Below are 22537 nucleotides of genomic sequence, written 5' to 3'. Positions count from 1 at the left end.
CGGACCCCGTCCGGCAGGGGTCCGAGGCCCCGACCCCGCTGACAGCTACCCAGCCCGGTCCGTGCCACACTTCGCACATGCGCGTGTACCTCGGCTCCGACCATGCCGGCTACGAACTCAAGAACCACCTCGTCGAGTGGCTCACCGCCCACGGCCACGAGGCCGTCGACTGCGGTCCCCACATCTACGACGCCCAGGACGACTACCCGCCGTTCTGCCTCCGCGCCGCCGAGCGGACGGCCGCGGACGGGGACAGCCTCGGTATCGTCATCGGCGGCTCGGGCAACGGCGAGCAGATCGCCGCCAACAAGGTCAAGGGCGTCCGCGCCGCGCTCGCCTGGAGCGAGCAGACCGCCGCCCTCGGCCGCGAGCACAACGACGCCAACGTCGTGGCCATCGGCGGCCGGATGCACACGGTCGAGGAGTCCACGAAGTTCGTCGAGATCTTCCTGAACACCCCGTACTCCGGCGAGGAGCGCCACACCCGCCGCATCGACATGCTCACGGCGTACGAGAACACCGGCGAGCTCCCGCCGATCCCGGCCCACCACCCGCAGCAGGGCTGACCGCTCCCGGCCGTCACCCGCTCACCCGTGCCGCCGGTCCCCGTCGCCCGGCGGCACGGTCGTTCCACCGAGTCGTCCGCACCGAGGAGACCGCCGTGCCCGAGGGGCATACGATCCACCGCCTGGCCGCGGACCACCGCGCACGGTTCGCGGGTTCCCCGGTCCGCGTGAGCAGCCCGCAGCGGAAGTTCGCCGAGAGCGCCGCCCGGCTCGACGGCCGGGTCCTCACGGACACCGACGCCCACGGCAAGCACCTCTTCCTGGGCTTCGACGGGCCCGAGTGGGTCCACATCCACCTCGGGCTCTTCGGCAAGCTCGGCTTCGGCACCACCCCGGCGCCGCCGCCCACCGACACGGTCCGGCTGCGCCTGGTCAACGCCTCCGACTACGCCGACCTGCGCGGCCCCACCACCTGCGCCCTGATCACGGAGGACGAGAAGCGCGCGATACACGCCCGGCTCGGCCCGGACCCGCTGCGCGAGGACGAGGACGGCGAGCGGGCGTGGCTGCGGATCTCCCGGAGCCGGGTCACCGTGGCCGCCCTGCTGATGGACCAGAAGGTCGTGGCGGGCGTCGGCAACGTCTACCGCGCGGAGGTCCTCTTCCGGCACGGCATCGACCCGTACCGCCCGGGCAAGGACCTCACCAGGAGCGAGTGGGACGCCATCTGGGCGGACCTCGGCGCACTGATGCGTGAGGGCGTCCGCAACAACCGCATCGACACCGTCCGCCCCGAGCACCTGCCCGAGGCGATGGGCCGCCCGGCGCGCGTCGACGACCACGGCGGCGAGGTCTACGTCTACCGCCGGGCCCGGCAGGCCTGCCACATCTGCGCCACCGAGATCCGAACGGCCGACCTCGCCGCCCGCAACCTCTTCTGGTGCCCGGCCTGCCAGCGCCGCTGAGCGGGGCGGGGAGCGTCCCGCCCCCGGTTCAGAACTCGTGCGGACACCACGGGGCGACGTCCCAGGAGAACGCCAGAGCCGCCTCCGCCACCGCCCCCGGCCGGTTCTCCCGCACCAGCCCGGCCGACGCCAGGGACGTCAGGGACACCCCGCCCAGATAGGCGGCGCCCAGGTCCCGCACGGACAGCGCCAGATCGGCCCGGTCCTCGGTCCGGCGGCAGGACGCCACCCCCTTCGCGTCGCCCGTCAGCCGCCAACGCCCCGCGTTCCACGGGCAGAAGTCGTCCTCGACCTCCAGCACCAGGTCCACCGGCGCCCGGTAGCGCCGTGCCTCCAACGCCGCGCCCACATCGACCAGACGCACGTAGAGCCCGTCCCGCAGCCGCACCTCGCAGCGCCGTACGTCCGAGACCAGCCGGAGCACGGCGTCGTCGGCCGGCCGGTTGCCGCACTCGATCGACGAAGTGAGATCGATCCCGAACAGGAAGCGCCACAGCGCCGCGTAGGAGGCGGCATCCAGCGCCGCCAGATCGCGCACGGCGACCGTGCCCCGGGGGCCGGCCTCGTCCCAGGCGGGCCGGACACGGTAGGTGACGTATCCGGTGACCTCCCCGTCCCGCTCGGCGAGGACGCAGATCAGAGGGGACCCGCCCTCCCGGTGCGCGGCCGGGTCGTTCACGGCCAGTTGCTCCCAGCCGGGCTGCCGGACCGGGGTGCCGGGCCGGTCGGGCGCCAGCCGCGCGTACACCGCCTCGCAGGCGTCGAGCGCCCCGGCCGGCGACACGCGCCGCAGCCGGACCCCGTCCGTGCCCGGCGGGAGGGCGAGCCGCACCAGCGAGGTGTCGATCCGCAGTCCCGTCTCCTGGGTGGCCGCCCCGTAGCCGAACCGTCCGTAGATGGCCGGTTCCGACGCCTTCAGCACGGCGATCGGCTCGCCCCAGGAGCGGACGTCGTCCAGCTGACGGCGCATCATGGAGGTCAGCAGGCCCTGCCTGCGGTGCGTGGCGGCGACGCTCACCATCGTCACCCCGGCGGCCGGCACCGCGGCGCCGCCCGGCACGGTCACCTGGAACGCGTACGCCCCCGCCGTACCCACGCATTCCTCACCGTCCCAGTGGCCGAGCGAACGGTCCGGGCGGGACAGCGTGGCGTACATCTCACGGGACTCGGGGGTGAGCGGAACTCCGCCGAACGCAAGTTCGAGACAGCCGAGCCAGGTGTCCCAGTCGGCGACAGACGGAATCCGCAATTCTGTGTTCATGTGACCTGCTTACCAGGGGCGCTTCGCTCGGTCGACACCGGTTCGGGCACATTGTCCCGGGGTCCCCCTGCACCGGAGGCCGCCGGATGGATAGGGTCCCGACAGTGGCCAGTCGTGGAGGAGCAGACGCGTACACGGCCCGGTGGCGGAGATCGGCGCACCGGGCCCGCATCGCGCTGCGCCGGTCCGGAGTCGACTACTTCCGTGGTGACGGCTCCGACTGGATAGCCCTGGCCGGGCTGATGCTTCTCGTCCCGGCCATCACCTGCGCCACCCTGCTCGACCCCGTCTGGTTCTCACCCGCCCTGCTGGCGCTCCCGATCGTCGTCGGCGGTCTGCTGCTGCGGCCGGCCAGTCTGCTGAGCCTCTACGCCGCCGCGGCCGCCGCGCTGATCGTGGAGTCGCTCCGTCTCGGCTCCTACCTGCAGGAACCGGCGGCGGTGACCCCGGGGACCGTCCTGACGGTCGCCGCCTGCGGCTTCTTCGGGCTGGTCCTCGCCCAGTTCCGGGCCAGGGTCGGAGTGCCGTGGCGGCGCGGCGGCACCATGCTCTTCGACCTGCGCGAACGCATCAGGGTCCAGAGCGCCCTGCCGCGGCTGCCCCAGGGCTGGCACCGGGAGATGGCCCTGCGGCCGGCCGGCGGCCAGTCCTTCTCCGGGGACTTCGTCGTCGCTGCCCGCACCAACGGCGGCCGCACGCTGGAGGTCGTCCTCACCGACGTCTCCGGCAAGGGGATGGACGCCGCCTCCCGCGCCCTGCTGCTGTCCGGCGCCTTCGGCGGGCTCCTGGGATCGCTCCCACCGCACGGCTTCCTGCCGGCCGCCAACGGCTACCTGCTGCGCCAGGACTGGGACGAGGGGTTCGCCACCTCGATCCATCTCGTGCTGGACCTCGAATCGGGCGACTACGAACTGCTCTCGGCCGGGCATCCCCCCGCACTGCAACTGCACGCGGGCAGCGGCCGCTGGGAGGAGAAGGCGGCCGAGGGCCCGCTCCTCGGGGTGTACGACGGCGCGGAGTTCGACGCGGTCAAGGGATCCCTGGCCCCCGGTGACGTACTGATGCTGTTCACGGACGGCTTGGTGGAGACCTCCGACCAGGAGCTGTCCGAGGGCATCGACCGGCTGACGGGCGAGGCCGACCGCTATGTCGCTACCGGTTTCGAGGGCGCCGCCTGGCACCTCATCGAGGCCTGCGCCAGGGACGTCAACGACGACCGCGCGCTTCTGCTGCTGTCCCGCCGCGCCTGATCCGCCGGGGGAGGGGCCCGGTCCCGACCGAAGCGCAGCCGTCTCCCGACCGAAGCGCAACCATGCCTGAAACGGGACGAACGGAACGGGCGTCAATGCGACGCCCGCTTCCCACTCGAAAGTGGGTGCCCGGGTGCGGGTGGGGGGCACCGCACCCGGGGCACCCCTCAGACCGGCACGGGGGCTTTCTCTTCCTCCCGCTCTTCCGCGCGCCCTCCGGGCAGCAGCCGGGCCAGCCAGTGGGAGCGTCCGGCTGCGAGGGGGGAGAGGACCGCGAGCACGAGCACGTACCCGGCGATGAACGGCGAGAGCCGTTCGTCCAGCCCGGCGCCCGCCGCCATGGTGGCCAGGATGAGCGCGAACTCGCCCCGGGCCATGAGCGTGGTGGAGATGTTCGACGCGGCCAGCGCGCCGAAGCCGTACACCCGCGCGGAGAACATGCCGGAGAGCACGTTCATCGCCACCGTCAGGACGACGGCGGCCAGCACCGGCCACGCCACGCTCGGCAGGTCGCCCGGGTCGATGGACAGGCCGAACGCGAAGAAGAAGATCGCCCCGAAGGCGTCCCGCAGCGGATGGACCAGCTTCATGATGCGGGCCCCGGAGGTCGTGCTGCCGAGCATCAGACCCACCATGAAGGCGCCGATCGCGTCCGCGACCCCGAACCAGTCGGAGACACCGGCGACGAAGACCGCGGCGCCGAGGAAGGAGATGACCAGGAGCTCGTCGTCCCGGGTGTTGATCAGCTTGCTGATGACCTTGGTGCCGAAGCGGGCGGCCAGGGCGAGCAGCAGGAGGAAGCCGAACGCTTTGCCGCCGTCCCGCAGTGCCGCGCCGAGGCCGTCCGAGTGGGACAGGATCGGCTGGAGGGCGGCCAGGTAGAGGGCCAGGAAGACGTCGTCGACCACGATGATGCCGAGGATCGGCTTGGTCTCCGGGCTGCCGAGGCGTTTCAGGTCCACCAGGATCTTGGTGACGATCGCCGAGGAGGAGATGCCGATGACTCCGGCCATGACCAGCGCCTCGGCGGTGCCCCAGCCCAGCAGGAAGCCGAAGCCGAGCCCGGCGCCGACGTTGAGGATGAGGTAGACGGTGCCGGCGAGCACCATCTTGCGCCCACCCGCTTTGAGGTCGTCGAGGTGGAACTCCAGCCCCAGGTAGAAGAGCAGCAGCACGAGGCCGAGCGCGGAGAGCATCTCCAGCTCGTGGGGGTCGTCGACGATGGCGAACCCGGGGGTGTGGGGGCCGAGGAGGATCCCGGCCAGGATGAACAGGGGAATGGTCGGCAGTCCGATACGGCCGCCGACGCGGGCGAGGACGGCGGCGGCCAGGAAGGCGCCTCCCATGGCGATGAGGATGTCTGCGTGTCCGATGAGCCTGGTCCTTCGTTCGGTCAAGAGCGCGTCAAGGAATCGTCAGTAATTAGTTTACCGAACGATTGACCAGGCAAGTCTGGACCCTTCGAAGTCTTGTGCGGGAGGGCTACAGTCGGCGCATGCCGCGCCCGTATCTCACCCTGACCGAGGTCGAGTCGATCGCCCGCGAGGCCCATCGCGGGCAGCGGGACAAGGCGGGGCGCCCCTACGTCGAGCATCTGGCCGCGGTCGCCGAGGGGGTACGGGCGCGGGGCGGCAGCGACGAGCAGATCGCCGCGGCGTGGCTGCACGACGCCGTGGAGGACGACGCGCTCTCCCGGCGGTGGCTGGAGGAGGCCGCGCTGCCGGAGCGGGTCAAGGACATGGTCCTCGCCGTCACCAAGCGGGACGGCGAGGACCTGCACGCCTACACCGGGCGGATTCTCGCCACCCCGGGCGCTTCGCTGATCAAGGAGGCGGACCTGGCGCACAATACGGATCCGGCCCGGCTCGCGGTGCTGGAACCGGCGGTGCGTACCCGGCTGACGGCGAAATATGCGCAGGTACGCGGGTTGTTGGGGCTCCCTGCGGCGAACTTGCCCCAGGACGGCTGATTCCGGCCAACCCCGCGGCGCGCCGGGAGGGGGACGGCGGGACGCGGGGCGGGGGACCGGAACGATCCGGACACGATCAGCGGCCGGGGGACTCCGGGCGGAAGAACCGGTCGAGGTCCGGCTCGGTGGCGAAACGCAGCGCGCGGCGCACCCGCGGGGTGCACATCAGGGTCACCGCGACCGCCGCGGCGACGGAGACGACCACGAGTCCGGCCGGATCCGACAGCCACGTGTAGCGGTCGAACAGCCCGAAGTAGCCCGCCCCCTTCACCAGGAATCCGTGCAGCAGGTAGCCGCAGATCGTCCCGGCGCCGAGCGCGGTGAACCACATGGGCCGGCGCGGGGTGAGCGCCAGGAATCCGACCGTGAGGGCCGTGGAGCACGCGAACATCACCAGGTACGTGACGACCCCCGACCACCAGGGCGCCTCCAACTCCTGGGCACTGCTCGCGTGGTAGAACCAGCCGAGCTGCATGCGGGGTGCGAGCCAGTAGGCGAAGGCGACGGCCCCCGCGAACAGCGGCACGGACAGCATCCGCACCTCGCGACGCCTGATCAGCTCGAAGTGCTCCGGCTTCAGGGCGAGTCCGAGGACGAAGAACGGCAGGAACTGCAGGACGCGCTGGAGGTCCAGGTCGTCGCCGATGCCCGGGGTCACCATGGCGAGCATGCCGATCACCAGGGCGACCGGCAGCGGGTGGCGCAGGGACCGCCACAGCGGGGTGGTGACGCGCCAGATGAACAGGGCGATCAGGAACCACGTGAGGAACAGCGGGTCGAGCAGGCTGATCGGGGTGTCGTCGAAGCCTCCGGCGTACCGCCTGAACAGCGAATATGCCGTCTCGAACACGATGTAGGGCACGACGACGGTGCTCACCAGGCGCTTCACCTTCACCGGTGTCATCTCGAACGACCGTGAGAAGTAGCCGGAGATGACGATGAAGGCGGGCATGTGGAACGCGTAGACGACCATGTACAGCGCCCGTGTGGTGCGGCTGCCGTCCATCACCGGCTCCCAGGCGTGAGCCACGGCGACGAGCACGATCGCGAGGTACTTCACATTGTCGAACCAGGCGTCGCGCTGCTTGCCGGGAGCCGGTGCCGAGGCGCGGGCCGGTGCGGTCACGGTGGCGACCGCGCCATCGGCCGAGGGCTGGGCGTGTCTGGGCTCCGACTCCCGGGTGTCCGGCGGGACGGCGGTCCTTTGAAATGCGCTCGGAGCACTGAACATTTAAGGCACCCTAGACCCGTCGATCAGCAGCGGTAAAACTCGCCAGAGATATCGCGTGTTCCCGCCCAATCGAAAACGAAACCACCGCCCAGCGGTCGATATCAGGCGATTGATCCCGCTTAAACAGGGCATAACTCCGGCCAGTTGGCGGAGAGCGAGAACGGTGAATTACCTGGCACTGCTTTATGGCCGAGCCCTGGCAAGGACCCAGGAGTTGCCTGTGAAAGAAGTGTGGGGATGTGGGAACGATCGCGTCGATCGATATTCGATTCGCTTCGTACACAGGGAATGCACAATTTTCCGGGGAAGTGGTGGTGTGCCCCGATGGCGAGCCCCCGTGCTCCGGCCCCGCGCCGGTGCACGCCCGGGCGCACGCGGGCGCAAGGATGGCGAGATCCGGTCAGTCGGGTGTGTCACTCCGCAGCGGACGGACGGGAGTTGGTGGCACGATGGGCGCGACGGGGGTGTGCTCGGCCGCACGCCGCCCGGCCGGCAAGGCGGACCGACCGAGGGTGTGATCAGTCGTGGCCATTTCGCTGTCTGTGGTGCTTCTGCTGGGGATCGTCCTGGTAGTGCTCATCCGCGGTGGATCGCTCAAGGGCGGCCCGGCGGTCGTCGCCGTGCTCTTCGGCTTCTTCCTGGCATCGACGGGCATCGCGCCGTCGATCAACAGATTCATGAACTCGATAGCCGACACGATCAACCAGATCAGCTTCTGACCTGGAGTCCGTGCGCCGGCCTCGCCCCCGTCCGGGCGGCGGGGCGTGCGGGCGGGGCGGAGGCGATCCGGAACGCATCAGGGCCGGGTCGGAGGACGAACCTCCGACCCGGCCCTGAGCCGTTGGAGCGGGCGACGGGAATCGAACCCGCGTAGCTAGTTTGGAAGACTAGGGCTCTACCATTGAGCTACGCCCGCAGACACCGCACCGCAGGTCCCAGGACCGCGGTACGGGAAGCATCGTAGCGGGTCGGGGCGGGTGCGCGCACACCCGTACCGGCGCGGCCCCCCGGCACGCCCCTCGCGAGCGGCTCCCTCCTGCGGGCGGGGCGGCCCCGTAAAGCGTCCGGTGCACCGCTCGCGGCCATGTACCCTACGTGTCGCACCGACGGGGTGTGGCGCAGCTTGGTAGCGCGTCCGCTTTGGGAGCGGAAGGTCGTCGGTTCGAATCCGGCCACCCCGACCACCAGCCAGATCCGCAGCGGGGATCGCGTTGTGGGCATCATCCCGCTTGCCGTTACTATGCAAATTGCGTGCCCGTGTGTCTGATGTACCGGGCTCGATCCGCGAAGCCGCCGTTCGGCGGCCCAGCAGAACCCCAAGAAGTCAGCCACCAAGGAGACCGAACCGTGAAGAGCGCCGTGGAGACCCTGAACCCGACTCGGGTTCGGCTCAGCATCGAGGTGCCCTTCGAGGAGCTCAAGGACAGCCTCGACGCGGCGTACAAGAAGATCAACCAGCAGGTCACGGTGAAGGGCTTCCGTAAGGGCAAGATCCCCAACCGGGTCATCGACCAGCGGTTCGGCCGTGGTGCTGTTCTGGAGGAGGCCGTCAACGACGCCCTCCCGAAGTTCTACACCGAGGCGGTCAACGAGGGTGAGCTCAACGTCCTGGGCCAGCCCGAGGTCGACATCACGGAGCTGAAGGACGGCGAGCTGCTGGCCTTCACCGCCGAGGTGGACGTGCGCCCCGAGATCGAGATCCCGGACTACTCCGGCATCGAGGTCACCGTGGACGCCCTCGAGGTCAGCGACGAAGAGGTCGACAAGGCCGTCGAGCAGCTCCGTGAGCGCTTCGCCTCCACCAACCCGGTGGAGCGCGCCGCCGCCGACGGCGACGTCGTGACGATCGACCTGGAGGCCAAGGTCGACGGAGAGGTCCTGGAGGACGGCGTGGCCGCCGGTGTCTCGTACACCATCGGTTCCGGCGAGCTCCTCGAGGGCATCGACGAGGCCGTGACCGGCCTGGAGGCCGGTGGCGAGGCCACCTTCACCTCCGAGCTGAAGGGCGGCTCCGCCGAGGGCAAGGAAGCGGAGGTCACCGTCAAGGTCACCGCCGTCGCCTCCCGCGAACTGCCCGAGCTGGACGACGACTTCGCGCAGATGGCGAGCGAGTTCGACACGCTCGCCGAGCTCCGCGAGGACAGCCGCAAGCGCCTTGAGAACACCAAGCAGTACGACCAGGCCACCCAGGCGCAGGAGCGCGTCCTGGAGGAGCTCCTCAAGCTGGCCGAGGTCCCGATCCCCGAGAAGCTCCTCGCGGACGAGGTCCAGACCCGCAAGCACAACCTGGAGCACCACCAGCTCGGTCAGATGGGCCTGACCCTCGAGAAGTACCTGGAGATCCAGGGCAAGACCCTCGAGGAGTTCGAGGCCGAGACGTCCGAGCAGGCCGTCAAGGGCATCAAGACCCAGTTCATCCTGGACGAGCTCGTCAACAAGGAGAAGCTGAACGTCAACCAGGAGGAGCTCACCGAGCACCTCATGCGGCGTGCGGCGTCCTCCGGCATGAGCCCCGACCAGTTCGCCCAGGCCGTCGTCGAAGGCGGCCAGGTGCCGATGCTCGTGGGTGAGGTCGCCCGCGGCAAGGCGCTCGCCGTCGTCGTGGAGGCCGCCAAGGTCGTCGACACCAACGGCGAGGTCGTCGACCTCGAGGACGAGGAGGACGAGGCCACCGAGGCCGCGTCCGACGAGGCGTCCACCGAGAAGGCCGACGAGAAGAACGAGGCCTGAGGCTTCGCCCCTGACCGGCCGGCCCGGTCGGAGCCGAACCGCGCGGCGGGCCCCGGACGCACCACGTCCGGGGCCCGCCGTCGTACGGGCTCACGCCCCCCTGGAACCCTTGCGCCCTCTGCTGACCTTGCGCTCCCAGCGAACAGTTGGGGAAGCGGGATGGCGTTGTCCCACCTGCGCGTTAGGGTCCATAAGAGGAAGGGTCGGGTAGTCCCGGCCCACCCGGTACGAAGACGCTGAGACGGCCGGAGCCGTCAGAGACGAGCAGGTGGATACGTGACGAATCTGATGCCCCTCGCCGCCGGAGAGCCGTCCCTCGGTGGCGGACTCGGTGACCAGGTCTACAGCCGGCTGCTCGGTGAGCGCATCATCTTCCTCGGTCAGCAGGTCGACGATGACATCGCCAACAAGATCACCGCACAGCTTCTGCTCCTTGCCGCCGACCCCGACAAGGACATCTACCTCTACATCAACAGCCCCGGCGGTTCGGTGACGGCCGGCATGGCGGTCTACGACACCATGCAGTACATCCCGAACGACGTGGTCACCATCGGTATGGGCATGGCGGCCTCGATGGGCCAGTTCCTGCTCACCGGCGGTACGGCGGGCAAGCGCTTCGCGCTCCCCAACACCGACATCCTCATGCACCAGGGTTCGGCCGGCATCGGCGGTACCGCCTCGGACATCAAGATCCAGGCCGAGTACCTGCTCCGTACGAAGACGCGGATGGCGGAGATCACCGCCCACCACTCCGGCCAGACCGTGGAAACGATCATCCGTGACGGCGACCGCGACCGCTGGTACACCGCCGAGGAGGCCAAGGACTACGGCCTCATCGACGAGATCATCACGTTCGCGTCGGGCATCCCGGGCGGCGGCGGCACCGGCGCCTGATCCGGGCCCACCCGGACCGGCACCGCACCGCAACCCTCGTACGCCTCTCGTACGCCGAGACCCCAGCCCACATGAACGCCACCAGGATGGTGAACACCCACATGAACAACTTCCCCGGCGCCTCCGCGAGCGGCCTCTACACCGGCCCGCAGGTGGACAACCGCTACGTCGTCCCGCGCTTCGTGGAGCGCACCTCGCAGGGTGTGCGTGAGTACGACCCGTACGCGAAGCTCTTCGAGGAGCGCGTCATCTTCCTCGGCGTCCAGATCGACGACGCCTCGGCCAACGACGTCATGGCGCAGCTGCTGTGCCTGGAGTCGATGGACCCGGACCGCGACATCTCGATCTACATCAACAGCCCCGGCGGCTCGTTCACCGCGCTCACCGCGATCTACGACACGATGCAGTTCGTGAAGCCGGACATCCAGACGGTCTGCATGGGCCAGGCCGCCTCCGCGGCCGCCGTCCTGCTGGCCGCCGGCACCCCGGGCAAGCGCATGGCCCTGCCGCACGCCCGTGTGCTGATCCACCAGCCGTCCTCGCAGACCGGCCGTGAGCAGCTCTCCGACCTGGAGATCGCGGCCAACGAGATCCTGCGGATGCGCACCCAGCTGGAGGAGATGCTGGCGAAGCACTCCACCACCCCGCTGGAGAAGATCAGCGAGGACATCGAGCGCGACAAGATCCTTACGGCGGACGACGCACTCGCGTACGGTCTGGTGGACCAGATCGTGTCCACCCGTAAGACCACCGCAGGCGCGTCCGTCTGACGTCGGTCTTTCCCCTTGGCACATTCCGGTAGCACGGCCCCGGCCGTGTGAACCGTGCCAAGGGGGGCCCGAACGGGGGGCCAGGCAAGGTACCGTCGGATAGAGGCACCAGGAGCCGCTGAACCAGGCTGCTCCCAGGCGAAGGGGAAGCACCTCGTGGCACGCATCGGTGATGGCGGCGACCTGCTCAAGTGCTCGTTCTGCGGAAAGAGCCAGAAGCAGGTGAAGAAGCTCATCGCGGGACCCGGTGTGTACATCTGCGACGAGTGCATCGATCTCTGCAACGAGATCATCGAGGAGGAGCTCGCCGAGAGCTCCGAGGTGCGGTGGGAGGAACTCCCCAAGCCGCGCGAGATCTACGAGTTCCTCGAGGGGTACGTCGTCGGGCAGGAGCCCGCGAAGAAGGCCCTCTCGGTCGCTGTGTACAACCACTACAAGCGGGTCCAGGCCGGGGAGAACGGCGGCGCCAATCGCGACGACGCGATCGAGCTCGCCAAGTCCAACATCCTGCTGCTGGGCCCCACGGGCTCCGGCAAGACTCTCCTCGCGCAGACGCTGGCCCGCATGCTCAACGTCCCGTTCGCCATCGCCGACGCGACGGCGCTGACGGAGGCCGGCTACGTCGGCGAGGACGTCGAGAACATCCTGCTGAAGCTGATCCAGGCCGCGGACTACGACGTCAAGAAGGCCGAGACCGGGATCATCTACATCGACGAGATCGACAAGGTCGCCCGCAAGAGCGAGAACCCGTCGATCACCCGCGATGTCTCCGGGGAGGGCGTCCAGCAGGCCCTGCTGAAGATCCTGGAGGGCACCACCGCCTCCGTGCCGCCGCAGGGCGGACGGAAGCACCCGCACCAGGAGTTCATCCAGATCGACACGACGAACGTCCTGTTCATCGTGGGCGGCGCCTTCTCCGGTCTGGAGAAGATCATCGAGTCGCGGGCCGGCGCCAAGGGCATCGGTTTCGGCGCGACGATCCGCTCCAAGCTGGAGATCCAGGCGAGCGACCAGTTCCAGGAGGTCATGCCGGAGGACCTGGTGAAGTTCGGGATGATCCCCGAGTTCATCGGCCGCCTCCCCGTGCTGACCTCGGTCCACAACCTGGACCGCGAGGCACTGCTCCAGATCCTGGTCGAGCCGCGCAACGCCCTGGTGAAGCAGTACCAGCGCCTGTTCGAACTCGACGGTGTGGAGCTGGACTTCGAGCGTGAGGCGCTGGAGGCCATCGCCGACCAGGCGATCCTGCGGCAGACGGGCGCGCGCGGTCTGCGCGCCATCATGGAGGAAGTCCTCCAGTCGGTGATGTACGAGGTCCCGTCCCGCAAGGACGTGGCCCGGGTCGTCATCACCCCGGACGTCGTCCGCAACAACGTCAACCCGACGCTGGTCCCGCGCGAGCCGCGCACGATCGGCAAGAACGACGGCGGCCGCCACGAGAAGTCCGCGTAGCGGCACCACGACACGCGAAGGGGCGCCCGGCCACCGGCCGGGCGCCCCTTCGGCGTTGCGGGTCAGACCTTGGTGCGGGAGGTGTTGTAGAGCTTGGCGGCGAGGTCGGCGACCTCGGACTGGGGCATGGACTTGTTGGTCATGGCCGCGCCGACGTCGACACCCACGACGATGCCGATCGTGCTGTAGTCGGCCCAGATGCAGACCGGCGTGGTGATGTTCTCGGGGCCCTTCTCCACCGAACCGTCGGCGTCCTCGTTGACCGTCTTGAGGTCCTGGCACTTCATCAGTGCGCCCTCGAAGCCCTTGGGCGCGACGTTCTCCGGGCTGCCGACGAGCGACACGTTCCCGCTGTCCTCGTCCTTCGCCATCTCCTGCTTGGCGTTCTCGAAGGAGGCGTCGATCACCTTCGCGGGATCGGACACCTCGCCCCAGTAACCGACCAGCACGAGCGACTTCATGGTGAGCGGGTTCTCCTCGCCCCCGCTCATGTACTGGGCGCCGACCTTGCTGGGGTTCTTGACGCCCATGGCCTCGGCCTTGGTCTTCTCCGAACCCGACAGCGGGGTGGAGGGCGTCGCCTTGGAGGTGTCCTTCCTGTAGTCGTCCACCGAGGCGGCCGGCGTCAGCTTGTACCCCTTGGTGGAGTCCGCGACGTCGCTGTTGCTGCTGCCTCCGCCCGACGTCAGGAAGTACACCCCGCCCGCGACCACGGCCAGCGCCACCACGGCCGCGCCGATGATCAGGCCGGTCTTCTTCTTCGGGGCGCCGCCCGGCTGCGGCGGCATGCCCGGGTAGGCCTGCTGGCCGCCGTACGGCGGGGTGGGCGGCTGCTGGCCGTACGGGCCGGGCTGCTGCGCCTGCGGGTAGCCGTACCCCGGCTGCGGGGGCTGCTGCTGCGGCGGGACGCCCTGGGGGGCCTGCTGCGGGTAGCCGTAACCGGGCTGCGGCGGACCCTGCGGCGGCGGGCCGCCGTACGGATTCGGCTGCTGGCCGTACGGTCCCGGCTGGCCCTGCGGCGGCTGGCCGCCGTACGGCCCCGGCTGGTTGTGACTCATTGGGCTGTCCCCTCCGAATGTTTACGCGTTGCGAACATCCTGACGGAAACGGCGCTGACATGGGGTGTCGCGAGGCACACCGTTACTGAACAATCCCGTTTCAGTGCAGGACTGTGACGGCCCTAAACTGTGCTGCGTGACCGAGAACGCATCGCAGCAGCCAGCAGCCACCCCCGAACTGCCGACCCAGTACGCGCCGGCCGAGGTAGAGGGGAAGTTGTACGAGCGCTGGGTGGAGCGCGGTTACTTCACCGCCGACGCCGCGAGCGAGAAGCCTCCGTACACGATCGTCATCCCGCCGCCCAACGTCACCGGCTCGCTCCACCTCGGCCACGCCTTCCAGCACACGCTGATGGACGCCCTCACCCGCCGCAAGCGGATGCAGGGATACGAGTCGCTGTGGCTGCCCGGCATGGACCACGCCGGCATCGCCACCCAGAACAAGGTCGAGCAGCAGCTGGGCGAGGAGGGCAAGTCCCGCCACGACCTGGGGCGCGAGGAGTTCGTCGAGCGCGTCTGGCAGTGGAAGGAGGAGTACGGCGGCAAGATCCTCGGCCAGATGCGCCGGCTCGGTGACGGCGTCGACTGGTCCCGTGAGCGCTTCACCATGGACGAGGGGCTGTCCGCCGCCGTCCAGACCGTCTTCAAGAAGATGTACGACGACGGTCTGATCTACCGCGCCGAGCGCATCATCAACTGGTGCCCGCGCTGTCTGACGGCCATCTCCGACATCGAGGTCGACTACCAGGACGACGAGGGCGAGCTCGTCTCCATCCGGTACGGCGAGGGCGAGGAGTCCCTGGTCGTCGCCACCACCCGCGCCGAGACGATGCTCGGCGACACGGCGGTCGCCGTCCACCCGGACGACGAGCGGTACGCCCACCTCGTCGGCAGGCGGATCAAGCTGCCGCTCACCGACCGCACCATCCCCGTGGTCGCGGACACCCACGTCGACCCGGAGTTCGGCACCGGTGCCGTCAAGGTGACCCCGGCCCACGACCCGAACGACTTCGCGATCGGCCGGCGCCACGACCTGGAGTCGATGACCGTCATGGACGAGCGCGGTGTCATCACCGTCGCCGGTCCCTTCGAGGGCCTCGACCGCTTCGAGGCGCGCTCCGCCATCGTCGGCGCACTGCGCGAGCAGGGCCGGATCGTCGCCGAGAAGCGCCCGTACGTCCACTCCGTCGGCCACTGCTCCCGGTGCAGCACCACCGTCGAACCGCGCCTCTCCCTCCAGTGGTGGGTCAAGGTCGAGACGCTCGCCAAGGCCGCCGGTGACGCGGTCCGCGACGGCCGGGTCGCGATCCACCCCAAGGAGATGGAGCAGCGCTACTTCGACTGGGTCGACAACCTCCGCGACTGGTGCATCTCGCGCCAGCTGTGGTGGGGCCACCGCATCCCCGTCTGGTACGGCCCCGAGGGCGAAGTCGTCTGCGTCGGCCCCGACGAGCAGCCGCCGAGCGGTGAGGGCTGGACCCAGGACACCGATGTCCTGGACACCTGGTTCTCCTCCGGCCTGTGGCCGTTCTCCACGCTCGGCTGGCCCGAACAGACGCCCGACCTCAAGAAGTTCTATCCGACCGACGTCCTGCTCACCGGCCACGACATCATCTTCTTCTGGGTCGCCCGGATGATGATGTTCGGTCTGTACGTCATGGACGGCGAGGCCCCCTTCAAGACGATCGCGCTCACCGGGCTGGTCCGCGACGAGCGCGGGAAGAAGATGTCGAAGTCCTTCGGCAACGTCGTCGACCCGCTGGACTGGATGGACACGTACGGCTCGGACGCCGTCCGCTTCACCCTGGCCAAGGGGGCCAACCCGGGTACCGACGTCCCGATCGGCGAGGACTGGGTCCAGGCCTCGCGCAACTTCGCCAACAAGATCTGGAACGCCACCCGCTTCGCGCTGATGAACGGCGCGACCGTCAAGGGTGAACTCCCGCCCGTCGAGCAGCTTTCGGCGACCGACCGGTGGATCCTTTCCCGGCTCAACAAGACCGTCGCCGAGGCCGACGCGTACTACGACGACTTCCAGTTCGCCAAACTCAGCGAGGCGCTGTACCACTTCGCGTGGGACGAGGTCTTCGACTGGTACGTCGAGCTGTCCAAGACGACGTTCTTCGCGGGCGGCGAGCAGGCGAAGGTCTCCGGCCGGGTCCTCGGCGAGGTCCTCGACGTGATGCTGCGCCTGCTGCACCCGATCGTCCCGTTCGTCACGGAGACGCTCTGGACCACGCTCACCGGCGAGGAGTCCGTCGTCGTGGCCGACTGGCCGAAGGCTGTGACGGTCCCCGGGGCCGACGCCCCGGGCGGCTTCCGTGACGACGCGGCCGAGAGGGAGATCGAGCTCGTCCAGCAGGTCGTCACCGAGGTCCGCCGCTTCCGCTCCGACCAGGGACTCCAGCCCGGCCAGAAGGTCCCGGCCGAGCTGACCGTCACCGGTACGGTCCTCGCCCCGCACGAGGCCGCCATCCGGCAGCTGCTGCGCCTCCAGCCCGCCGGGGAGGGCTTCCACGCGACGGCCACCCTGCCGGTCGCCGGAGCCACCGTGGCGCTCGACCTGTCCGGCACGATCGACGTCGAGGCCGAGCGCAAGCGGCTCACGAAGGACCTGGGCGCCGCCGAGAAGGAGAAGGCCCAGGCCACCGGGAAGCTCGGCAACGAGGCCTTCCTGGCCAAGGCCCCGGACAACGTGGTCGACAAGATCCGCGGCCGGCTCGCCAAGGCCGAGGCCGACATCGAGCGGATCGGCGCCCAGCTGGCCGGCCTGCCGCAGAGCTGACCCGCCGGGCACGGAGCCCCCGCGTCCCCGACCGACCGGGAGCGCGGGGGCTCCGCCGTACCCGGAACGGGCCGCGTACCGGGCGCTGCGCATGTTGTCGGCGCCCATCCGTAGACTGGCCATGTGAGTGAGCCCCGCCCTTCAGACCGGCACGACGCGTCCGATCCCGACGACACCTTCGCGGAGATCGTCGGCGAAGAGACCCAGCGCGACCCCGACCTGGCGGTGATCGAGGCCGGGAGCCGCACCCTGCGCACGCAGTCCGGTCCGCCCCAGGGTGACGCGGTCCCCGCCCGCCCCACCGACCCGGAGACCGACCGGGCGCTGCGCGCCGTGGAGGAGGACCTGGCCGGCCGCTGGGGCGAGACCAAGCTCGAACCCTCGGTGACCCGCATCGCGGCGCTGATGGACGTGCTCGGCGAGCCGCAGCGCGCCTACCCCTCGATCCACATCACGGGGACGAACGGCAAGACCAGTACGGCCCGCATGATCGAGGCCCTGCTCGGCGCCCTCGACCTGCGCACCGGCCGCTACACCTCCCCGCACGTCCAGTCGATCACCGAGCGCATCAGCCTGGACGGCGCCCCGATCTCCGCCGAGCGCTTCATCGAGACGTTCGAGGACGTCAAGCCGTACGTCGACATGGTCGACGCCCAGCAGCCCTACCGGCTCTCCTTCTTCGAGGTGATGACGGGCATGGCGTACGCGGCGTTCGCCGACGCCCCCGTCGACGTCGCCGTCGTCGAGGTCGGCATGGGCGGCACCTGGGACGCCACCAACGTCATCGACGGTTCGGTCGCGGTCGTCACCCCCATCTCGCTGGACCACACCGATCGCCTCGGCTCCACCCCGGCGGAGATCGCCGGCGAGAAGTCCGGGGTGATCAAGCAGGGGGCGACGGTGATCCTGGCGCAGCAGCCGGTCGACGCCGCCCAGGTCATGCTGAAGAAGGCCGTCGAGGTGGACGCCACGGTGGCCCGCGAGGGCATGGAGTTCGGCGTCGTCTCCCGTGAGGTCGCCGTCGGCGGCCAGCTGCTGACCCTGCGCGGCCTCGGGGGCGAGTACGAGGAGATCTTCCTCCCGCTGTACGGCGCCCACCAGGCGCACAACGCGGCGGTCGCCCTCGCCGCGGTCGAGGCGTTCTTCGGTATCGGCGCGGAGCAGGCCCGCAGCCTCGACATCGAAGCGGTCCGCAAGGCGTTCCTCTCGGTGCTCTCGCCCGGCCGTCTCGAAGTCGTCCGCTCCAGCCCGACCGTCGTCCTGGACGCCGCCCACAACCCGGCGGGTGCCCGGGCCGCGGCCGAGGGCATCTCGGAGGCGTTCAGCTTCTCCCGGCTCATCGGGGTCGTCGGTGCCAGTGAGGGCAAGGACGTCCGGGGCCTCCTGGAGGCCTTCGAGCCGATCTTCGCGGAGGTCGTCGTCACCCGGAACTCCAGCGGGCGCGCCATGGACGCGGACGAGCTGGCCGCGGTCGCCGTCGAGGTCTTCGGCACCGACCGGGTGCAGGTCGAACCCCGCCTGGACGACGCGCTGGAGGCGGCCATCACCCTCGCCGAGGAAGAGGCCGAGTACGCGGGCGCCGGAGTCCTGGTGACCGGATCCGTGATCACGGTCGGCGAGGCCCGGCTGCTCCTGGGAAGGCGCTGACCTGTGCGTACGCTCTGTGCATCCACCCTGATCGGCGAGTTCTTCGTGATCGGGTTCGCCGGACTCGTCGCGATGAAGTCCGACGACCTGTCCATGGGCACGGTCTGGACGGTCTGCGGCATCGGCATGCTGCTGTCCGTCCTGCTCTGCGGTGTGATCACCCGGCCCGGCGGGCTCCAGCTCGGCTGGGCGCTGCAGATCGCGCTGCTGCTGAGCGGCTTCTTCGTGCCGATGATGTTCATCCTCGGGGTGGCCTTCACCGCCCTGTGGTGGGCGTCGATCCACTACGGCCGCAAGATCGACGAGGCGAAGGCCCGTTGGGCCGCGCTCGCCGAGGCCCAGGAGAGCACCGAAGCCCCGGCCCAGGGGTGACACAGCGTACGCCCGGTCGTAAGCCCGTTTCCGTACCCCTGTAATCTCAGGGCGCTCACCCGCACCATTTTCAGTCTGCTAGGAGCCGCACATGACTCAGCGCACTCTCGTCCTTCTCAAGCCCGACGCCGTCCGGCGTGGGCTGATCGGCGAGATCGTCGGCCGCATCGAACGCAAGGCGGGCTGGACGATCACCGCGCTGGAGCTGCGGACCCTGGACCAGGAGACCCTGGAACAGCACTACGGCGAGCACAAGGGCCGCCCGTTCTACGAGCCGCTCCTGGAGTTCATGTCCTCCGGTCCCGTCGTCGCCCTGGTGGCCGAGGGCGAGCGGATCATCGAGGGCGTCCGCGCCCTGGCCGGCCCGACCGACCCGATCGCCGCCGCGCCCGGGTCCATCCGCGGTGACTTCGGCACGATCACCCGCGAGAACCTCATCCACGCCTCGGACTCCGAGGAGTCCGCGGAGCGGGAACTGAAGCTGTTCTTCCCGGGACTCTCCTGACTTCGGCTCCGCCAAACAGCGCTCAGGACCTGGGGCGACCGAAGGAATTCGGTCGCCCTTCGGCATAGGGTCACGTGTCGCGGGAACGCATCCCCCCGACGTAACGTCACCATGGGTGGAACGGGCACCTGTTCCACCCACAAAGGCGAAGGACCCTCGCGCTGTGTGCGTGCATACGGCACTACGATGGAAGCTTCCACGCCCGCAGCGCCAACCCTCGCCTACCTGGAACAAGCCATTTTCCGCTTCCTGGGAAGGCCCGACGCATCCTCATGGGGAACAAGGGGAACTCAATGTCGTTCATCGGCCGTGACATGGCTATCGACCTCGGGACTGCCAACACGCTGGTGTACGTCAGGGGGCGCGGCATCGTGATGAACGAGCCGTCCGTCGTGGCCATCAACACCAACACCGGCGGCATCCTGGCGGTCGGCGCCGAGGCCAAGAAGATGATCGGGCGCACGCCCGGCAACATCGTTGCCGTGCGGCCCCTGAAGGACGGCGTGATCGCCGACTTCGAGATCACGGAGCGCATGCTCCGCTACTTCATCCTCAAGGTGCACAAGCGCCGCTACCTGGCCCGCCCGCGGGTCGTCGTCTGTGTGCCCTCCGGTATCACCGGCGTCGAGCGACGCGCCGTCATCGAGGCGTCGACCCAGGCCGGGGCGCGCCAGGTGCACATCATCGAGGAGCCCATGGCCGCGGCCATCGGCTCCGGTCTGCCGGTCCACGAGGCCACCGGCAACATGGTCGTGGACATCGGCGGCGGTACCACCGAGGTGGCCGTGATCTCGCTCGGCGGGATCGTCACCGCCCAGTCGATCCGGGTCGCCGGGGACGAGCTGGACAACGCGATCATCCAGCACATCAAGAAGGAGTACTCCCTCCTCCTCGGTGAGCGCACCGCGGAGCAGATCAAGATCACCATCGGCTCGGCGTACGACCTGGGCAAGGACGAGCACACCGAGATCCGCGGACGCGACCTGGTCTCCGGGCTGCCCAAGACCGTGGTCGTCTCGGCCGCCGAGGTCCGCAAGGCCATCGAGGAGCCGGTCAACGCGATCGTCGACGCCGTGAAGACGACGCTCGACAAGTGCCCGCCGGAGCTCTCCGGCGACATCATGGACCGCGGCATCGTCCTCACCGGCGGCGGCGCCCTGCTGCGCGGCCTGGACGAGCGGCTCCGCAACGAGACGGGCATGCCCATCCACATCGCCGAGGACCCGCTGGACTCGGTGGCTCTCGGATCCGGCAAGTGCGTCGAGGAGTTCGAGGCGCTCCAGCAGGTGCTGGACGCCCAGCCCCGACGGTAGGACCCGGCGTTCCGCCGTACGGGCACCGACCGTGCCCTGCGGCGGAACGTTGATATACAGGCACGAACATTCCGACGAGGAAGGCACGGCCGCCGCACGTGAGGGACACACGAGAGAGCCGGCTGCTCCTGGTGCTGCTGATCGCCATCGCGTTCGCCTTGATCACGGTGGACATCCGCGGAGGCGAGGAATCACCGGTGGACGGCGCCCGGCAGGCCGCCGCCACGGTCTTCGGACCGGTCGAGAACGGCGTCGCGGCCGCGGTCGACCCGGTGGGCAACGCCATCGGCGCCGTACGGGACTCCGGCGACCGGCACGACCGGATCGCGGCCCTGGAGCACGAGAACGCCGAGCTGAAGACGAGGCTCGGCAGCGACGACCGCAACAGCAGCAAGGTCCGCCAGCTCGACTCCATGCTCAAGACCGCGGGGGCCGGCCAGTACGGCATCAAGGCCGCCCAGGTCGTGGCCATAGGAGCCGCTCAGGGCTTCTCCTGGACGATCACCATCGACGCGGGGGCGAACGACGGCCTGAAGCGCGACATGACCGTGCTGAACGGCCAGGGGCTCGTCGGGCGGATCACCACCGTCGGCCCGAACACCGCGACGGTCCTCCTGGCCAACGACCCGGACTTCACCGTCGGCACCCGGATGGAGAAGACCGACGAGCTCGGCTTCGCCACGGGGCAGGGATCCAGGCCGCTGTCGGTGCAGTTCCTCAACGGCAAGGCCGAGGTGAAGAAGGGCGACCGGCTCGTCACCTTCGGTTCCAGCAAGGACAAGCCCTTCGTGCCGGGCGTCCCGGTCGGCGAGGTCGTCCGCGTCGACCCGTCCGGCGGCGACCTGACGCGGACCGTGTACGTCCGTCCGTTCGTCGGCTTCACCAAGCTCGACGTCGTCGGCATCGTCGTCCAGGCGCCCCGCGAGGACCCCCGCGACCTCGTCCTGCCGAAGCAGCCCGCGAAGCCCGCCAAGCCGAAGCCCACCCCGACCGTCACCGTCACCGCCCAGCCCAACGGCGACCTCGTCGACGGCAGCGGCAAGGTCGTCGGCAACATCAACGAGAATCCCGACGCGGACGCCTCCGGGAACACGGACGGCGACGCCGACACCGTCGCCGGTGACGCGGCGAACGAGCAGGAATAGAGCTGATCCCCATGCGCTTCAACCGGACGCTGCTCTCCGCCGCCCTCGTCGTCATCGCCCTCGTCGTCCAGGTCTCCGTACTCGCGCGCCTCCAGCTCCCGGGCGCCACACCCGACCTGCTGCTCCTCGTCGTCCTCGCCCTCGCCTTCGTCTACGGGCACGTCAGCGGGGCCCTCATCGGCTTCGGCGCTGGCCTGCTCGCCGATCTCGCGCCGCCCGCCGACCACGCCGCCGGCCGCTACGCCCTCGTGCTCTGCGTCATCGGCTACTGCGCCGGACTGGCGCGCCCCGCGAACGGCCAGCTCAAGTCGGCCTTCGCCCCCATGGCCGTCGTGGTCGCCGCCGCCGTGGGATCGACCCTGCTGTACGCCGGCGTCGGCGCCCTGGTCAACGACACGCCGGCCCGCCATGTGGGCCTGGCCGGACTGATGTTCACCGCCGCGCTGTACGACCTGCTGCTCGCACCGTTCACCGTGCCGCTGATCATGGCGCTCGCGAGACGCACCGAGAACGACCCGGTCATCGACAGCTCCGGCGGCGACGTCGCCGCGGGCTGGCTGTCCTCCGGCACGGGTCTGCGGATCGGTGGCCAGCGGGGCGGACTGCGCGTGAAGGCGGCCCGCAGCCGTGCCGCGCGGGCGGGCAGGATCAAGGGGGTCAAGCGACTGTGACACCGCGTCAGCA

Annotated in this window: 20 protein-coding genes and 2 tRNA genes; 17 read left to right on the top strand and 5 right to left on the bottom strand. The window is 69.7% G+C overall.

Annotated features, from left to right (window positions below):
* The first annotated feature begins 77 nt into the window (after positions 1-77).
* Together SACTE_RS10120 and SACTE_RS10115 are read left to right on the top strand one after the other, a co-directional pair.
* Entirely contained in the window at positions 78-566 is a 489-nt protein-coding gene (locus tag SACTE_RS10120) for a ribose-5-phosphate isomerase (protein WP_014045937.1), read from the top strand.
* 95 nt (positions 567-661) lie between these two features.
* The gene (locus SACTE_RS10115) at positions 662-1471 is read left to right on the top strand and encodes a DNA-formamidopyrimidine glycosylase family protein (RefSeq protein ID WP_014045936.1); all 810 of its coding nucleotides are present in this window, start codon (positions 662-664) and stop codon (positions 1469-1471) included.
* Positions 1472-1499: 28 nt separating this feature from the next.
* On the opposite strand, the gene SACTE_RS10110 is transcribed toward SACTE_RS10115, so the two are convergent.
* Positions 1500-2732 carry a GNAT family N-acetyltransferase gene (locus SACTE_RS10110; protein ID WP_014045935.1) on the bottom strand — a complete coding sequence of 411 codons (1233 nt, stop codon included), beginning with the start codon at positions 2730-2732 and terminating at the stop codon, positions 1500-1502.
* An 86-nt stretch (positions 2733-2818) separates the two neighbouring features.
* Between SACTE_RS10110 and SACTE_RS10105 the strand changes: the two genes are divergently transcribed.
* Positions 2819-3982 (top strand): PP2C family protein-serine/threonine phosphatase, encoded by a 1164-nt coding sequence (locus SACTE_RS10105; protein WP_014045934.1) that lies wholly within the window; start codon positions 2819-2821, stop codon positions 3980-3982.
* Positions 3983-4149: 167 nt separating this feature from the next.
* Here SACTE_RS10105 and SACTE_RS10100 read toward each other — a convergent pair whose 3' ends face one another.
* Positions 4150-5328 (bottom strand): cation:proton antiporter, encoded by a 1179-nt coding sequence (locus tag SACTE_RS10100; RefSeq protein WP_014045933.1) that lies wholly within the window; start codon positions 5326-5328, stop codon positions 4150-4152.
* Positions 5329-5477: 149 nt separating this feature from the next.
* On the opposite strand from SACTE_RS10100, the gene SACTE_RS10095 reads away from it, so the two are divergent.
* Positions 5478-5951 (top strand): HD domain-containing protein, encoded by a 474-nt coding sequence (locus SACTE_RS10095; protein ID WP_014045932.1) that lies wholly within the window; start codon positions 5478-5480, stop codon positions 5949-5951.
* Positions 5952-6027: 76 nt separating this feature from the next.
* Here SACTE_RS10095 and SACTE_RS10090 read toward each other — a convergent pair whose 3' ends face one another.
* The gene (locus SACTE_RS10090) at positions 6028-7182 is read right to left on the bottom strand and encodes an acyltransferase family protein (protein ID WP_014045931.1); all 1155 of its coding nucleotides are present in this window, start codon (positions 7180-7182) and stop codon (positions 6028-6030) included.
* Between the two features lie 524 nt (positions 7183-7706).
* Between SACTE_RS10090 and SACTE_RS10085 the strand changes: the two genes are divergently transcribed.
* Complete coding sequence (locus SACTE_RS10085) at positions 7707-7901, top strand: hypothetical protein (protein ID WP_014045930.1); 195 nt, start codon at positions 7707-7709, stop codon at positions 7899-7901.
* A 123-nt stretch (positions 7902-8024) separates the two neighbouring features.
* Here the strand turns inward: SACTE_RS10085 and SACTE_RS10080 are convergent.
* Positions 8025-8098, bottom strand: a tRNA-Gly gene (locus tag SACTE_RS10080).
* A 191-nt stretch (positions 8099-8289) separates the two neighbouring features.
* Here SACTE_RS10080 and SACTE_RS10075 point away from each other — a divergent pair.
* From SACTE_RS10075 to clpX, 5 genes are all read left to right on the top strand, one after another.
* Positions 8290-8366, top strand: a tRNA-Pro gene (locus SACTE_RS10075).
* A 163-nt stretch (positions 8367-8529) separates the two neighbouring features.
* A complete protein-coding gene (gene tig, locus SACTE_RS10070) occupies positions 8530-9912 on the top strand; it encodes a trigger factor (RefSeq protein WP_014045929.1) in 1383 nt (460 codons plus the stop codon).
* Between the two features lie 288 nt (positions 9913-10200).
* Positions 10201-10806 carry an ATP-dependent Clp protease proteolytic subunit gene (locus SACTE_RS10065; protein ID WP_019992623.1) on the top strand — a complete coding sequence of 202 codons (606 nt, stop codon included), beginning with the start codon at positions 10201-10203 and terminating at the stop codon, positions 10804-10806.
* An 86-nt stretch (positions 10807-10892) separates the two neighbouring features.
* Positions 10893-11576, top strand: coding sequence for an ATP-dependent Clp protease proteolytic subunit (locus SACTE_RS10060; protein WP_019992624.1), 684 nt, complete (start codon positions 10893-10895; stop codon positions 11574-11576).
* A gap of 156 nt (positions 11577-11732) precedes the next feature.
* A complete protein-coding gene (gene clpX / locus SACTE_RS10055; RefSeq protein WP_014045926.1) occupies positions 11733-13028 on the top strand; it encodes an ATP-dependent Clp protease ATP-binding subunit ClpX in 1296 nt (431 codons plus the stop codon).
* A 62-nt stretch (positions 13029-13090) separates the two neighbouring features.
* Here the strand turns inward: clpX and SACTE_RS10050 are convergent, their stop codons facing one another.
* Entirely contained in the window at positions 13091-14086 is a 996-nt protein-coding gene (locus tag SACTE_RS10050; RefSeq protein WP_014045925.1) for a hypothetical protein, read from the bottom strand.
* Between the two features lie 136 nt (positions 14087-14222).
* Here SACTE_RS10050 and SACTE_RS10045 point away from each other — a divergent pair, with 136 nt between their 5' ends.
* The 7 genes from SACTE_RS10045 to mreD all read left to right on the top strand — a co-directional run bounded on the left by SACTE_RS10045 (position 14223) and on the right by mreD (position 22524).
* A complete protein-coding gene (locus SACTE_RS10045; RefSeq protein WP_014045924.1) occupies positions 14223-16871 on the top strand; it encodes a valine--tRNA ligase in 2649 nt (882 codons plus the stop codon).
* A gap of 123 nt (positions 16872-16994) precedes the next feature.
* Entirely contained in the window at positions 16995-18518 is a 1524-nt protein-coding gene (locus tag SACTE_RS10040; protein ID WP_014045923.1) for a folylpolyglutamate synthase/dihydrofolate synthase family protein, read from the top strand.
* A 3-nt stretch (positions 18519-18521) separates the two neighbouring features.
* Positions 18522-18890: a DUF4233 domain-containing protein gene (locus SACTE_RS10035; RefSeq protein WP_014045922.1), complete on the top strand. Its 369-nt coding sequence runs from the start codon at positions 18522-18524 to the stop codon at positions 18888-18890.
* Positions 18891-18981: 91 nt separating this feature from the next.
* Positions 18982-19395: a nucleoside-diphosphate kinase gene (ndk, locus tag SACTE_RS10030; RefSeq protein WP_014045921.1), complete on the top strand. Its 414-nt coding sequence runs from the start codon at positions 18982-18984 to the stop codon at positions 19393-19395.
* Between the two features lie 293 nt (positions 19396-19688).
* Positions 19689-20708, top strand: a complete 1020-nt coding sequence (locus SACTE_RS10025) for a rod shape-determining protein (protein ID WP_019992625.1) — start codon at positions 19689-19691, stop codon at positions 20706-20708.
* A gap of 98 nt (positions 20709-20806) precedes the next feature.
* Positions 20807-21853, top strand: a complete 1047-nt coding sequence (mreC, locus tag SACTE_RS10020; RefSeq protein ID WP_014045919.1) for a rod shape-determining protein MreC — start codon at positions 20807-20809, stop codon at positions 21851-21853.
* 11 nt (positions 21854-21864) lie between these two features.
* The gene (gene mreD, locus SACTE_RS10015) at positions 21865-22524 is read left to right on the top strand and encodes a rod shape-determining protein MreD (protein ID WP_014045918.1); all 660 of its coding nucleotides are present in this window, start codon (positions 21865-21867) and stop codon (positions 22522-22524) included.
* Positions 22525-22537 lie beyond the last annotated feature (13 nt).

It is taken from the genome of Streptomyces sp. SirexAA-E (assembly GCF_000177195.2).
GTDB classification, from domain to species: Bacteria; Actinomycetota; Actinomycetes; order Streptomycetales; family Streptomycetaceae; genus Streptomyces; species Streptomyces flavovirens.
The sequence above is the reverse complement of the archived record's forward strand: the minus strand, read 5'-3'. Positions and strand labels throughout refer to the sequence as shown.